This window comes from Streptomyces sp. NPDC005181 (genome assembly GCF_040608395.1).
In the GTDB taxonomy this organism is placed as follows: Bacteria; Actinomycetota; Actinomycetes; order Streptomycetales; family Streptomycetaceae; genus Streptomyces.
The window spans coordinates 187691-202102 of the sequence record NZ_JBEXID010000002.1 but is presented as its reverse complement, the minus strand read 5'-3'; the positions used below and the strand labels follow the sequence as shown (position 1 = coordinate 202102).

Below are 14412 nucleotides of genomic sequence, written 5' to 3'. Positions count from 1 at the left end.
AACCGCCCTCGCCGGTCCATTCCCCGGCCCGTCGGAACAACGCTCCCGACGGCCAGTTCGCCCACGGCAGACACCACCTTCCGGGAAACGACTACGTACTTCGGCACACCGCATGTCAACGTACGGGCGTCGGGAAAAGTCGCAGGTCAACGAAGGGAACGTCTAGTCGTGAGCGCCTCCAGTACCCTCCTGCCCGCTGTCGTCTGCCCCGCCGTGGAGGAGCGCGCCTGGCTCTCCAGCGACCACTGCGCGGGCCCGGTGCTCGAACTTCTCGGGGCGCTCGGCTGGGCGATGGTCGACACCCCGGAAGTCAACGTGCTCTGCACCAGCCCGGACGGCCGCGTCTACGTCGGCTGGCTCCCCGAGGACACCGCCGCCTGGAAGCGGGGCATCGTCTGGCAGGTCCGGGTGGTCCCCGCCGACGCCGAGCCCTGGGTCCAGGAATTCGGCCTCTACACCCCCGCCGAGGCCGTCGCCGGATTCATCGCCGCCCTCGTCGCCACCCCCTCCCGCTGACCGTGCGGCGGCCGGGACACCCTCCCGGCCGCCGCACACACCGCACCCCCGCTGATCGACTCATTCATCGAGCCGACCGTCCCTGACCACCGAGAGGAACGCGTCTTGACCTTCCGCGCCCCGCTGACCAACCACCACGCCGACGGCACCAACTGCCCGGCGGACCACAAGCACACCAGCTCCGCCAAGCCGCTCCACCCCGACTGCCCCGGCCGCACCTACTCCCAGGCCGTCTGCTCCTGCGGTGACTGGCAGATGACGAACCCCGGCAAGGGCTACGTCAACGAGTCCCGCAGGCGGCACCTCGCCAGCCATCCCAAGCCGGAGGCGACCGGCCCGAAGGTCCTGCGCGACCTGCTCCGCCTCGACGCCCACTGACGCTCCAACAACAACCCTGCTTCGCCCAACCGGACCCGCTCCCGGAGGTTCCCGTGCCCCACTACCTGACCGTCGGCCACCTGCTCCGCCAGCTCCAGAACCTCGACCCCAACCTGCCGATCCGCCTCGCCGTCAACCCCGACTGGCCATTCACCCACTACCTCGGCACCGACGTCGTCGTGCGCGACGGCGTCGCGTTCATCGCCGACGACGGCCAGGAGGACTACCTCCCGCCAGCAGTCCGCGGCGCCCTCGCCTGGGCCTGACCCCGGCGCACCGACTCCGACAGGAGGCCCTCATCTCACCGCGACTCCACACTTGCACCGCCCGCCCGCTGCACGGCCTCGCCCTGCGACCCATGCCGTCCGGAGTGCGCGGCGCACTCGTCCACCGCGTCTCCGCCCTGCCCAACGGACCACTCGACGTCTCCTGGCTCCCGGCCGACACCCCCAGACTCCCTCTCGGACGCATCCGCCTTCACTGGGAACCCGCCTCCCTGTCGGGCTGGGACGTCACCGCCCACCTCGGGCTAGCCAACACCGAGGTCCATCTCGCCTCCTGGCCCGCCGCACCCGACGACTGGCCGCACCTGGTCCGCCCGACCATCCACGAGGTACGCGGCCTGTGCGCCGCCCTCGCGGTGGCCACCGCCGCCCTCGACCTCTCCAATCGCCTCGCCAAGGTGTGACCGCAACCGCAAAGGCCGCCCCGTGCCGATCAGGCAGGGGCGGCCTTGCCGTGCGCCCAGCCGCGCGTTGCGTACGCTCGTCACCGACAAACGAGGAGAACACGATGGCCGACGACCAGCAGCTCTGGGGGTATCCGGAGGTCGCCGCTCACCTGGGTATCAGCGTCCGAGCAGCCCGGAGCCGCAAGAGCCGGGGCAGTCTGCCGGAGCCCGACGACACCAGCGTGCCGGACCGGCCGCGCTGGAGGCCCGCTACCTTCCAGGGCTGGCAGCCCGTCGGCCGGGGGTTCCGTAGCGACCTGCACGGCACCGCTCAGCACGACGGCACCGCATCCGGCTGACCGGCGGTCGGGTCCGCCCGTAGGCTGCGGCCATGACGACCGACTCGCCGATGCCGTCCCCGCCGTTCCCTCGCCCAACAGCGCCGTGCTCCGGGTGGTCGTCGCCAACGCCATCGCATCGGTCCGCAGCGGCGAAGCCTCGGTGGAGGAGGCGATCCTCCACGCAGCCGTTCACGGCTGGTACGAGGGCCATGTGCAGGGCGAGGATGAGTGCCCTGGCTGCGACCTCCGGGGCGAGCTGCCCAAACACAGCAACCGCGGCTGACTACCCTGCACAACCGAGGAGCGCCACCGACGTGCCGGTGGCGCTCCTCGGCTTTGGGCGCTTCGCTCGCCCGACCAGCAAGCCCAGCGCACGTTCCATCACGAGCCTGACCTAGGAAGGTATGACGGGCGACCCCAGCGCGCTATGAGACCAACTATCCGAAGACCTGGTCGAAGTCGTCGACGACCAGGTAACTCACCCCGCTCTTAAGGGCTTGGAAGTGCTTCGCCCCGCACCTGGTCTTCCCCTTCTCCGCGGGACGGAGCAGGCCAGCCTGCTGGGTGCTCTTGGTCTCTATCACGAAGTACAGGCGTTCGCCCTCGGAGGAGTTGCGCACGATCGCCCAGTCGGGGTTGTAGGTGCCGAGCGGAGTGGGGATCTTGAACCAGTCGGGGAGCTTGGCGTAGACCTTGACGTCATTGTGCGGCTCTTCGAGTCGGTCGATGAACTTCCTCTCGTTCTCGGAGTCGTACACGACGTCCTCGTACACGCTCTTGAGCGTGTTCTCCCGCAGGTTCTTGTCGAGGTACCCCATCAGCTCCTTCAGTTCGAAACGCTCCTGCGCGTAGTAGGCACCATCGCTGGTCCGCTCATACTTGACGCCCTTCACTAGCAACTGCTGCTTGCAGTGGTTGATGGCGGTGGCTGCCTCATCGATGAACTGCTGCGGGTTCCTGCGGAAGTCGGCCAGCCGCCCACTCTCGACGAGGATCCGCTGGATGGTCCGGCGCGTCAGCTGGGTACGGTTGTGCAGCTCGCTCAGGATGTCGGGCAGCGGGATATCTGTGTCGTTCAGCACGACGGGGGCCGACGCGGACGCTTCGGTCGCGGTGATCCCGACATCGCTTATCACCAGTTTGGCCTTGACCCACTGGAGGCGGGCCGACGGGATGGGCGGTGCCTCCTTCAAAGCTTCGGCGCAGTCCTCAATGAGGCTCTCCGTGGAGAAGCTCACCCGGTACGTGGTCCGGTACTTGATGCGCTCCCAGAGTTCCTTGAACTCCGGGCTGTCCAGTACGGCCTTCCGCGTTTTGACGGTCTTCTTCTTGTCCGCGTTCTTGATCGGCAGCCCGCTGGCGCGCTTGTGCAGTAGCTCCGCGACCTGGGCGGTCAGTGCGGCGAATTCCGGAGGCAGCTCGAACGTCTCCTCCGCGAGCGCGACACGCAGTGCATCCTGGATCTTTCCGGCGGGACTGAGGTAGCCCTGGGCCAAGAGATGGTCGTAGATCTTCTGTGACTGCTCGGATCCAAGGCTCGACAGACTGCCGTCAGGGGCGGCGACGGCGATGCCGGCGAACAGGTGAGGCTCGACCCGGCCGAAGCGGATGTCGGTCTCCTGCTCGATCTCTGACTGCAGTTCAGCTGCGAACTGTTCGAAGCTCTCGGTGGCCACGACGGTGAGCGTGTTGACGTCGAAGCCCTGTACGCGCTCGCCTGACTGGTTCACGGCCAGGCGCAGACCGCGTCCGATGGTCTGGCGGCGCTGGCGCTCGGTGCTCATCTCGCGCAGGCTGCAGATCTGGAACACGTTCGGGTTGTCCCAGCCCTCACGGAGTGCGGAGTGGGAGAAGAGGAATTTGAGGGGCTCGTCGAGGCTGAGCAGCCGCTCCTTCTCCTTCATGATCAGGTTGTAGGCGCTCTCGGCGTCGGAGCCGTCCCGGCCGCGCTCGCTGGTGTCCTTCCAGACGCCCTTCTTGTCAACGGAGAAGTAGCCGTTGTGCACCTGTTCGGCTGTGGACCGCAGGTCGACCCCTTCGAAGAGGGTCTGGTAGTCGGGGTGCGCGGCGAGCCGCCGGTACTCCTCCTCGAAGATCAGGGCGTAGTCGCCCTTAACCGGGTCCCCCTGCGCGTCGTACTGACGGTAGTGGTCAACCTTGTCGATGAAGAAGAGGCTGAGCACCTTGAGGCCCTTGGGGCGAAGGACCAGCTCCTTGTTCAGGTGCTCGCGGATGGTGCGGTTGATGAGCTGGCGCACCATCTCTCGAGGGTCCACATCGCCATGGGTCTCGCCCTCCTTCAGGTACTTGTCCACGCCGCCGCCATGGAGCTGCATGAACTTCGAGCCGGTGGCGGTGCGGATCTCTCCGACCTGGAGGCCCTCGTAGATATCGCGCTCGGTGATGTCGCGGAGCAAGTCATTGGGCTGCACCGTCTTCTTCACCCGGCGGATGCCACCGGGGGTCAGCGCGTCGACCTCGATCTGCGCGCTGAAGACGTTGCGCGGACTCTTGACGGACAGCAGGCGGACGTAAGGGCGACTGTGTGCGCCCTCGACAGTCCCGCCAGCGATCTCGATCTGCTTGACCAGCTTCTGCTCGAAGGCGTCGATCGCGTCCAGCCGGTGCACCATGTGGTGCTTATCCACGTGAGTGGCCGAGTAGCGCAGCGTGCAGAGCGGGTTCATCTCCGCGAGCGCCTGCTTGCCGGCGCCCTGTAGGCCACCGTCGACGCTCTGTGGCTCGTCGACGATCAGGATCGGGTTCGTTGCCCTGATCAGATCGATCGGCCGCTCGCCGCCGATCTGCTCACTGTCCTTGTAGATGCGGGCGGTGTCTTTCTTGTTGATCGCGCCGACCGTCGCGATCATCACTTGGACGTCTGCACTCGTGGCGTAGTTACGGACGTCGCCGAGCCGGGTGGAGTCGTAGAGGAAGTAATTGACGTGGGTTCCGTCGTAGAGATTCTTGAAGTGGTCCTCCATGATCTGGAGGGACTTGTAGACACCCTCCTTGATCGCGACGGAGGGGACGACGATGACGAACTTGGTGAATCCGTACCGTCGGTGCAGCTCGTAGATGGTCCGCAGGTAGACGTAGGTCTTCCCGGTGCCGGTCTCCATCTCCACGGTGAAGTTGAGGTCATGCGGATCCACAGCAGTGGACTGAGGCAGCTGGTTCTCCAGCTGCACGGCACGCAGGTTCTTAAGCAGCTCGTCCGGGAGCAGAGCCAGGCGATTGCCGATACCGAGGTCGCTCTCGGCGGCGAAGAGCGTGTCAACGGCTGCGGCGGTGCTGACCGTGAACTCGCTGCGGCAAGTCTCCTGGCCACGAAAGAGGCCGCAGACGGCCTCCCACGCCTGCCGCTGGTGTTCGAGCTCGGCACTGAAATGCAGCTTCATGTCCCGCCCTCCCACTAGAGACTGCGCACGATCATCTTGACCTGCGACTCCGGCTCGCTGTACTGCTCCAGGATAGCGACGATATTGGCCTTGGCCTCGTCGCTGGTGAAAGCGCTGTCGCGGAAATACACCTTCGTCTCGCCGACCGGGTCGAGCTCCTTGTGCCAGTCGATAATCCCGTGCGCGATGGCTTCAACGTCACCTGATGTGATCTTCTCCGGCAGGCAGGCGAAGAGCACGCCACCGCCAATGGCGTGAACGTCCTTGCCGCCGATCACGTGTGTCTCTATAGGCACGCACAGATCCAGGCCAAGGTGCAACAGCAGCTCGAAGAGCACGTCCTGCTCACTGCGGCCAGGGAGGATGTTATCGACACTGTCGAGAGTTTCCTGCTCGAGGTTCTCCGGGGTGGCGTTCCAAGGGCGGATGTTGGAGGCATCGAGCTTGTATACCCGCATGCCAATATCCCCATTTGTCGAAGAAGTCTCCTTGGCAATGGAAGCAGATGCCCTTCGGAGGCGCTCCTTAGTCAACTCCGCGACGCTATGCGCCTTACCGATGGAGTCGCAAAACTCCACCGCCGGTTTCTGGCTTCCATTATTTGAATCAAGACGCTCCGGGAGCTGCACGAGGATAAATCGCCGACCACCCAGGCCTTCGGAATTTGCTCGCATCACGGCCTCTCCCAAGCTCCCCGAGCCCGCAAAGAAGTCGAGTACAATATCTCCCGGAGAACTTCCAATCCGCGTTAGCAGCCGCAGCAGATCCACAGGCTTCGGAGTGTCGAATACCGACTTCCTCCCATAGATTACCTCGAGCTCACGAGCAGCATGCTGATTAAAAGGCATCTCTGGAAGGATTGATGGAGTCGTCATTCCATCCTTAGCCTCCGACATAAACAGCTTGCGCATGGGCGTAGTCGCCGTACCACTAACACCCCAATATAGGCGCGAGTCTGCTTGAAGTCGACCCATCTCCTCCTCCGAGTGCCTCCAGCAAGTCCCCTCGCGCGGGAATACGACCTGCCCCGTGTGTGGATTAGTGACCCCATAGTGGAGGGACTTCACATCACGGCCACCCTTGGCATTTGCCGTAGTGTCAATCTTTCGAAAAGGTCCACGCGAATCAGGGCCGTCCGGCTCGCGATAGACCTGATAGTAGGAGTCTGCCTTACTTGTCCGAGGCATCAAATTAAAGCTCTCCTCTGCGGCGGTCCGCAGGGATTCCCGAGCAACACTCTTTCCATAGACCAAGATATGGTCATGAACCGATCCAATGGTCCGATCATTCGGCGCGCCGTCACGCTTCTTCCAGATCAAATCAATAACGAAACACTCGCCGCCGAAAATTTCGTCGCAAACCAGTCGAAGATTAGCCACTTCGGTGGAGTCGATGGAAATAAAGATAGCCCCATCATTTCGCAAGAGATTTCGTGCCAGCTTCAGTCGCGGGTACACCATATCAAGCCAGTCAGTGTGAAATCGTCCAGACGACTCAGAGTTGCTGGAAACCTGAATGCCATCACCACCAACCTGCCCCGTCATTTTCAGGTAATTGTGAATGCTGTCGCGAAAATCATCTGCATACACAAAATCCTTGCCGGTGTTATACGGCGGGTCGATGTAGATCAGCTTCACCTTGCCGGCGTAGCTCTTCTGTAGGAGCTTCAGCACCTCGAGGTTGTCTCCCTCGATCATCAGGTTCTGTGTGGTATCCCAGTCCACGCTCTCCTGCGGGCAGGGCCGCAGCGTCCCAGCGCTCGGGGTCAGTGCGATCTGGCGGGCGCGGCGCTTGCCGTGCCAGCTGAGGCCGTACTTCTCCTCCCGCTCCTCGACCTCGCCGCCGAGCAGCTGCTTGAGCACCTCGAAGTCGATCTTCCCTTCAGTGAAGGCATCAGGAAAGAGCGCCTTCAGCTGCTCGACGTTGCCCGCCACGACGTCCATCGAATGCGTCTCCGCGTCGCCCGGCTGAACCCGCTCCATCGTCATCCCGCTCTCTGCTGTCCCGCTCATCCGACTACAACTTGCTCTTCGCCGCGACCAGCCTGGCCTGTAGGCGCTTAATCTCCAAGTTCAGATCGACCTGTCTGGAGGTCCGTCTCTCCTTCCGGGCCTCGCTGCGCAGCCTGGCGAGGTCCAGTTCCAGCTTGCTCACCTCCTCCAGCGCGCTCCGCCGTTCCTGCGCCTGCTCAACCGTGCCGGATGCCTTGAAAACACCGGTCACCCGCGCGGCGAGGAGCGCCAGTACGTGGTCCATCCACCCTTGGTAGAGGGCCAAGAGATCCGTCTGCGGCTGCTTGCCCATCGCGAGTTCGCGCAGGAACATCCGTTCCAGCTCCGAGGTCTCCGGCCCGGATGCCGCGAGCTGCGCGGACAGCACCTCGCCGTCGAGCACGGCTCGCTCCGTCTGCCCCTGCGACAGCCGTTTGAGCGCCATGGAGACGATCGGACCTGACCCTTCCTCTGAGTCCGTTGCGGTCACCAGAATCAGCGGGAGCGGGAAGACCCGGTGGACCAACTCGTTCACCCGCGCTGCCGCAGCCCCCGCGCGCAGCTCCAGAGTCATGACCTGGAGCTCCGGCACACACCGCACGCCGTCGTCATGTCCGCGAATACCCACCACCGTGGGCTTGACGACCGCGACCCACCGCAACTCCTCGATGCAGTCCCTCAGTCGGCGCTGGTCCGCCGCCGTGAAGCCTCCCTGCTCCACCAGCTTGCCCTTGGGTACGCGCACATCGCGCAAGCACTCCTGAGGAAGCCGCAGCGCCTCGACCACCTCATCAGTTCTCACGCCGATTTCCCCTCGCCTGTTCCGGCAGCACCCGGCAGCACGACCAGGAACGCCATCACCTCGAAGTCATCGACTCCGGCGAACCCACCCGCCAGCGCGTGCGTCCCCTCCATGCTGAACAGACTGTCAATCGCCCGCTCCTCCACCTTCCCTGTGATGGAACTCACAGCCGCTGCGAGCGCCCTGCGCGCTACGCGCATCTCCGCCCCCTTTCGGGTGACAGCGTCATATCGCGCACAAGCATCCACGTCAGACACGTCCTGCCCAGCCCCGGCCTTGCGCAGGCGGTCCAGGACATGCTTCGCCTGGCTGTGCGTCAGCAGCACCGCGCCGTCCTCCCCCACATGGACCAGATGGTGAGGCGCGAGCGGGTCCCCAGATTGGCTGGCCCGCTCTGCAGCCTTGCCCTCCGCCCGCAAACAGAAGATGATCCCCGGCGGCACGTCGCCTACCGCGTCAGCGGTGGTCACGGCGTGCGCGCCGAATGGTTCCTGCTCCAGTACCTGCGGATGCGCCTTGCTGTAGTCCGACAGGTCGACCCGAAAGTCGGTCAGTGTGAGGTCTGCGATGGAGACGCCGGTGGACAGGTCCTCCAGATCCAGAACCGAGTCCTGGAGCTTGAGCAGCTGGGTACGCCGGTACTCGAGGTCGTTCATCGCATTACCGCCCTCGGCGGTGATCATGTTCTCCTCGCCTGTGGCAGAGATATCGAGCAGAACCATGCGCCCGCTGACCCGCTGTTCCAGGTTGATGTACTCCTCCAGCTCCAGCTGCGGCCAGAAGTTGACGAGCTGGATGCTCTCGTTGGACGAACCGAGGCGGTCGATGCGGCCGAAACGCTGGATGATCCGGACCGGATTCCAGTGGATGTCATAGTTGACCAGCCAGTCGCAGTCCTGCAGGTTCTGCCCCTCGGAGATGCAGTCCGTGGCGATCAGCAGATCCAGTTCGCCCTCACTTCCAAGGTCCGTCGGCCGTTCCTTCGAACGTGGGGAGAACGCGGACAGGATCGCCGACAGGTCCCTGGGGAGCTTGGGCAAGGTCACCTTGTTGCCGCCCGCTCCGGTAACAAGTCCGGTCTCGATGCCCAGCTCGTCCTGAGCCCAGGCGGCCAGGTGCTGGTAGAGATACTTGGCCGTGTCCGCGAAGGCGGTGAAGACGATGATCTTCTGGTTGCCCTCGTTGATCGGGTTCCGGGTCTTGTCGGCGATCATGGTCTTCAGCTCTGCGAGCTTCGCGTCTCGGTCCGCGCCGACCTTCTCCGCATCATCGAGAAGGCGTGCGAGCCGATTGCGGTCCTCCGTGAGGTCCTGACTCCAACGGCGCAGGTCCACGTCCGTGAGCAGCACCTTGACCTTCTTGCCGATGAGGAGGCCCTCATAGGCCGGGTCATCGATGTCGATGTCCGCGATCTCGGGCGAGCCCAGGGAGCCGTCCTGGTGCGCGATGGCGGCCAGGAGGGACTCGACGTCGCGCAGCTGGCGCCCGACCGTCAGCCGAAACGACTCGATCGAACTCTCAAGGCGCTTGAGCACGTTGACGCGCAGCAGATTGACCAGACTGTTCTCCCGGTCCGCCTGGTTGAAGCTCCCCTTGCCGCTGGACAATTTGGTGCTGTAGCGCTCTTCGTACTCCGCGCGCTTTGCGGGCAGGACGTACTGCATCGGTGCGTAGGCAGCCAGCCGCAGCCGGCGGATCTCGTCGTTAAGTTCCTTGATCGACTGGAATTCCCCGAGAATGTCGACGTCCGCCTTGACGTTGACGGGCTTGCGCCGTTCCGGGAAACGACCCGTCTCGCTGGTGCCGTAGTACTTCTCCACGTGCCTGCGCGACCGGGCGATGGTGACCAGATCGAGCAGTGCGAAGTAGTCGAAGCCGAGCATGTCGATCAGCCGCGCGGGGCTGCGCTCCTGCGGATCGAGGTCCTGCCACGTGTTGAACTGGCGTTGGGCGCGGCGTGTCGTGGCGGCGATGCTCGCGATGCCACTGCCGGCAAGCGCGGCGTCGTCGCCCTCGGTTGCGAAGGCGATCTGGTTGCGCAGATCAGCGAGCCGGTTGTTCACCGGTGTCGCCGACAACATCAACACCCGGGTCTTGACGCCCTCCTGGAAGACCTGGCGCATCAGTCGGTCGTATCGGGTCTCCCCGCCCTGCTTGGGGGAGTTGGCGTTACGGAAGTTGTGTGACTCGTCGATAACGACGAGGTCGTAGTTTCCCCAGTTGAGGTGAGCGAGGTCGATGTCGCCGGACTGGCCCCGCTCCCGGGAGAGGTCGGTGTGGTTGAGGACGTCGTAATGGAAGCGATCGGCTGCAAGGATGTTACGGCGGTCGTTGGCTGCGTAGACGGTCCAGTTGTCACGCAACCGTTTGGGACAGAGCACCAGGACACGGTCATTGCGCAACTCGTGGTATTTGATCACAGCCAGCGCTTCGAACGTCTTGCCCAGGCCGACGCTGTCGGCAATGACGCACCCGCCATACCGGTTGAGCTTGTCGATCGCTCCGACAACGCCGTCGCGCTGGAACTTGTAGAGCTTGTTCCACACCACGGTGTCCCGGATGCCCGTCCTGGCATCCACGATCTTGTCCTCGTCGAGTTCTCCCCCCGTCGCGCTGAAGAGATGGTGCAGCACGAGGTGGTAGATCCGCGCGGGGTCCCGGTAGGTGGCCAGCTCGCGCAGCCGTTCGCCGAGCTCGGACGGTGCACCCGATTCCCCCGACGACTGGGACCACGCGTCTTCGAACCAGGTAGCGAGATCCGCGCTCTCGGTCCTGCCCTCGGACGCATGGACCAGGCTCATCCTGTTGCCGGGAGTGATCCCAAGGCCTGCCGTACTGAAGGACAACGTCCCAGCAGCTGCCTGCTGCGGCTCACCGTCAACGTTACGGACCACCATGGCGCCCTGCGGGACCGCACCGCCCGCCCAACGGACCTCGGCCCTGGCCTGCAGCCAATCCGCACAGCGCCCGGCCAGCCAGCGGGTACGCAGCTGATTGCGAGCGGCTCGATCGCCCGCACCTCCGAGCAAGCCGAGGTCAGCCTCTTCGCTCGGCAGAACCACCCGCGCACCGGCGAGTTTGGACAGCTGGTCCCGAAGCTCGGCGAACGCGAAGAGGGAGAGTTCTTGCGTGGCCAGATCAAGACGGCCCCCTGGCAGGAGAGCCGGGCGCATCAGGTCGATGAGCCGGTCATCCCCACGGTTGCCGACGATTCTCACTGTGTCCCTCTGCTCTCAGTTGCTTCGAACGTACCGCCTCATACCGACAACGCCTGCCGTCCGCACGCCACTCCGGACCAACGGCACGCTACGCAGCATCTTTCCCGATCAGCTGGTGAAGGGCGACCAATTCGGCAGGCTGAGAGGCCCTGCCTCGTGCGAACCCCGGAGCTGTCATCGGCCCCGCCTTCGCCAACGGCGTGTTCCGTACATGGCGAATTGCTGCATCCGAGGCAATTCAGCCTAGTTCTCCAGGTAGGTGCCGGCGAAGGCGCCATCGAAGCCGAGTGCGATCAGGCCCTGCTCGACGCTGGGGTAGGTCGTCCCGTCCGGGATGGCGATCATGGCGTCGAAGTCGGCGCGGCTGATCTCGGGCTCGAGCCACTGGTTGCTGCAGCGGCAGCGGACCCAGACGTTGCGGTCATGGTTGATGAGCAGCCAGTCGCGCCGGGCGAGGCAGGCCGAGCACATCACGGGGATCCCGCGCAGGGACAGCTGAGGTGGGTGGCTGAGGCAGCGCGTCGCGCTGGGTCCACTGGGAGGCTGCGTCTCGAACTGGAGCTGCAGCAGGGGGTCGCTTCCGGCGGGGACGGCGGGCAGGACGGGGGTCGGCTCTACGTGGTGGTCGGTCGTTCTGAGCACGAGCGTCGTCTCCCGGTCGAGGGCGTTCTCTGTTCATCCGTAACCGCCGGTGGAGCCGGTTGTCCAGAGGTTTCGCGCAGTCCGGCAGGCAGGTGGCGGGCCTGCCTGCCGGACTGCGGGTCAGCGGCGCGGCGCGTGGTTGCGCGGGTCCGGTGCGGCGGGACGGGTCGTTGTCGGAGGTGCGGTCCGGGTGCCGGTTCGGTTGGGCGTCGGCTTGGTTCGGCCGGTGCCAGCCTGCGGGGGGCGGGCGGCCTCGCCCGGGTGCGCGGGGAGCTGGGCGAGTCGGCGCAGTCGCCAGACCAGGACGTCGTTCACGTCCTCGGCGGTGTCGAGTTCGCGCATCTCGATGGCCTCCTGCAGCAGGACCTTGGGGTCGTGGCCTGCCTGCTCGGCCTGGGCCAGTGTGGCGGCGAGGGCGTCGGTATTCGTCTCGGCGTAGGCACGAATACCGCTGGCAGGGAGGACTGCGCGGATGGTGGTCTCGTACGTGCGGCGCTCGGATTCGGGCAGAGCGCGGCCGTGGTCGCGCAGGGCCTGCATGGGTGCGGTGGCGGCCTGACGGTAGGCGGCGCGCAGATGCTCGGCGGTCTGGCGGGAGGCTTCGGCCTGCTGGGCGTGACCGCGGGCTGAGTGCCAACGGGCGGCGGCCAGGGCGACCAGGACCAGGGTGGACACCAGCATGGCGGTAGTGCCGCCGTCCTCGCCACGGCCGAGCGCGCCGCCGGCCTGGATGATGCCCCGGGCCGCCGAGCGGATCGAGCGGGTATCAGCGCGCTCGGCGCGGACGTGGCTGCGGGTGGCGCGTTCGAAGGAGCGAGCGGCGGCACCAAGTTCGGCGCGAGTGGCGGCCGGAGAGGTCTGGGCAACCGCGTCCAGGAGTTCGCCGACTCCCACGAGTTGGGCTGCGGCATCTTCGTCGTTGCTGTCAAGCAGGATCGCGGCGCGCTCGGCGATCCCGGTCGCCGTGCGTCGCCCCCGTGCGGGCGGCGACCAGTCCGACCGGCCGCTGGCGGCTTCCGCCGTTGTAACCGCGTCGGCGGTTCCGTGGGCAAGGCGGCGCTGGATCTTCGGATAGGAAAGGTCGGGGGCCAGGGTCGAGCCCGCGAACCAGACCGGTTCGCGGTCGCGGTTGCGGTCGCCGGGCAGTGCGACGGTGTAGCCGAGGATGTCCCCGGACGGGGCGTGCCGGAGCTTGACGCGCAGGCCCGCCTCGCGAAGGCGGGTGAAGAACTCGGGTTCGCCGGCGGCTCCGGCGACGGCCTGGCGGACGGCTTCACGCAGTGTCTCGCGCGGTGTCTCGGGTCGGCCGGTGCGCTCGGCCTTGAAGCGCTCGGCGCTGGTGGGGGTCTTGGCTCCGGTCCCGTCGCCGGGCTTGAGCTTGCGCAGGCCCATCTCCTGTTCGATACGGCGGCATTCGGCCTGGGCCTTCTTGAAGTCGTAGTTCATCCTCGGACGGCGCAGGTCGCCTCGGACCATGGTGGCCAGGATGTGGATGTGGTCGTCGGCGTGGCGCACCGCGACCCAGCGGCAGCCGTCCGGGTCGCCATCGGGGGCGAGGTTGACGGCTTGGACCAAACGGCGGGCGACGGTACCCCACTCGGCATCGGTCAGATTCCGGTCGCCGGGGTCGGTGCGTACCGAACAGTGCCAGACGTGCTCGGCCGGTGCCTTGGTACCGGCCTGCTTGACCCGCAGGTCCAAGGCTGCGGCGAGCCGGGCCAGCGTGACCTTGGGGTCGGGGTCGGGGCTGGTGTCGCGGCCGGGGTCGGGGGCGAAGCCGTCCCAACTGCCGACGAGGTGGGGGTCTGCGTGCTCGTCGCGTTTTCCCGGGCCGTACAGGTAGACGAGCAAGCCGTGGGTGCGCGAGCCGCGTCGGATCTTGGGGACCATCAGAGGCGCTTCTTCACCAGCGTGTCGGCCGCGTCGTCTACGCGGGCCAGGAGGCGGGTCAAGGTCGTGAGGGCGTGGTCGAGTTCACCGGGGCGGGGCTGTCCTCCGGCGTTGTGGACGAAGGCGATCTGGTTGATGTTGTTGCCGATGCGGGAGATGGCGGTGCGCAGGGCGGCCAGCTCGTCGATGGCGGCATCGAGCTGTTCGTTGGTGTGCGCGGTGGTCGAACCACGGGCGACGGCGAGGCCGGCGGCGGCGAGGAAACGGGCGACGGTGACGGCGCGCTGCTTGGCGGCGGCGGTGATCTCGGTCTTCTCGGTGTCGGACAGGCGCGTGGTCGTCTTGTGGGTGCGCTGGCTCGGGTTGCGGGTGCGTCGGCGCGGCGTGCGGTCGGGGAACGCGGGTTGGCTCGGGCTCTGCTGCTCGCGCGGAGCGCGGTCGTCTGCTTCTCCTCCCACGACCGGCGCCCCCTGGTGCCGGGAGTCTGGTTGGTCCCCGAGCGCCCTCGCTCGGGGACCAACCAGACTTCCCCCACCCCCCTGGGCGGGGGCAAGTGCATACGA

General features: G+C 65.8%; 13 protein-coding genes. 6 read left to right on the top strand and 7 right to left on the bottom strand.

Annotated features, from left to right (window positions below):
- Window positions 1-168 precede the first annotated feature (168 nt).
- The 6 genes from ABZV38_RS02845 (at window position 169) to ABZV38_RS02820 (ending at window position 2188) form a co-directional block, all read left to right on the top strand.
- Entirely contained in the window at window positions 169-516 is a 348-nt protein-coding gene (locus ABZV38_RS02845; protein ID WP_356323835.1) for a DUF317 domain-containing protein, read from the top strand.
- 105 nt (window positions 517-621) lie between these two features.
- Window positions 622-894: a hypothetical protein gene (locus ABZV38_RS02840; RefSeq protein WP_356323833.1), complete on the top strand. Its 273-nt coding sequence runs from the start codon at window positions 622-624 to the stop codon at window positions 892-894.
- Window positions 895-947: 53 nt separating this feature from the next.
- Window positions 948-1160 (top strand): hypothetical protein, encoded by a 213-nt coding sequence (locus ABZV38_RS02835; protein WP_215127616.1) that lies wholly within the window; start codon window positions 948-950, stop codon window positions 1158-1160.
- A 92-nt stretch (window positions 1161-1252) separates the two neighbouring features.
- Window positions 1253-1582 (top strand): esterase, encoded by a 330-nt coding sequence (locus ABZV38_RS02830; RefSeq protein WP_356323831.1) that lies wholly within the window; start codon window positions 1253-1255, stop codon window positions 1580-1582.
- Window positions 1583-1686: 104 nt separating this feature from the next.
- On the top strand, window positions 1687-1923 hold the full coding sequence (locus ABZV38_RS02825; RefSeq protein WP_356323830.1) for a MarR family transcriptional regulator: 237 nt from the start codon (window positions 1687-1689) through the stop codon (window positions 1921-1923).
- A gap of 85 nt (window positions 1924-2008) precedes the next feature.
- Window positions 2009-2188: a hypothetical protein gene (locus ABZV38_RS02820; RefSeq protein WP_356323828.1), complete on the top strand. Its 180-nt coding sequence runs from the start codon at window positions 2009-2011 to the stop codon at window positions 2186-2188.
- A 154-nt stretch (window positions 2189-2342) separates the two neighbouring features.
- On the opposite strand, the gene ABZV38_RS02815 is transcribed toward ABZV38_RS02820, so the two are convergent.
- The 7 genes from ABZV38_RS02815 to mobC all read right to left on the bottom strand — a co-directional run bounded on the left by ABZV38_RS02815 (window position 2343) and on the right by mobC (window position 14307).
- On the bottom strand, window positions 2343-5306 hold the full coding sequence (locus tag ABZV38_RS02815; protein ID WP_356323825.1) for a DEAD/DEAH box helicase family protein: 2964 nt from the start codon (window positions 5304-5306) through the stop codon (window positions 2343-2345).
- Window positions 5307-5320: 14 nt separating this feature from the next.
- Window positions 5321-7318, bottom strand: a complete 1998-nt coding sequence (locus ABZV38_RS02810) for a site-specific DNA-methyltransferase (RefSeq protein WP_356323823.1) — start codon at window positions 7316-7318, stop codon at window positions 5321-5323.
- A gap of 4 nt (window positions 7319-7322) precedes the next feature.
- On the bottom strand, window positions 7323-8099 hold the full coding sequence (locus ABZV38_RS02805; RefSeq protein ID WP_356323821.1) for a DUF4391 domain-containing protein: 777 nt from the start codon (window positions 8097-8099) through the stop codon (window positions 7323-7325).
- Window positions 8096-11272, bottom strand: a complete 3177-nt coding sequence (locus ABZV38_RS02800) for a helicase-related protein (RefSeq protein WP_356323819.1) — start codon at window positions 11270-11272, stop codon at window positions 8096-8098. The genes ABZV38_RS02805 and ABZV38_RS02800 overlap by 4 nt, the downstream gene beginning before the upstream one ends.
- Before the next feature lie 288 nt (window positions 11273-11560).
- The gene (locus tag ABZV38_RS02795; protein WP_356323818.1) at window positions 11561-11959 is read right to left on the bottom strand and encodes a hypothetical protein; all 399 of its coding nucleotides are present in this window, start codon (window positions 11957-11959) and stop codon (window positions 11561-11563) included.
- 120 nt (window positions 11960-12079) lie between these two features.
- Window positions 12080-13849: a mobilization protein gene (locus ABZV38_RS02790; protein WP_356323816.1), complete on the bottom strand. Its 1770-nt coding sequence runs from the start codon at window positions 13847-13849 to the stop codon at window positions 12080-12082.
- Window positions 13849-14307, bottom strand: a complete 459-nt coding sequence (gene mobC, locus ABZV38_RS02785; protein WP_356323814.1) for a plasmid mobilization relaxosome protein MobC — start codon at window positions 14305-14307, stop codon at window positions 13849-13851. Before mobC ends, ABZV38_RS02790 begins: the two co-directional genes overlap by 1 nt.
- Window positions 14308-14412 lie beyond the last annotated feature (105 nt).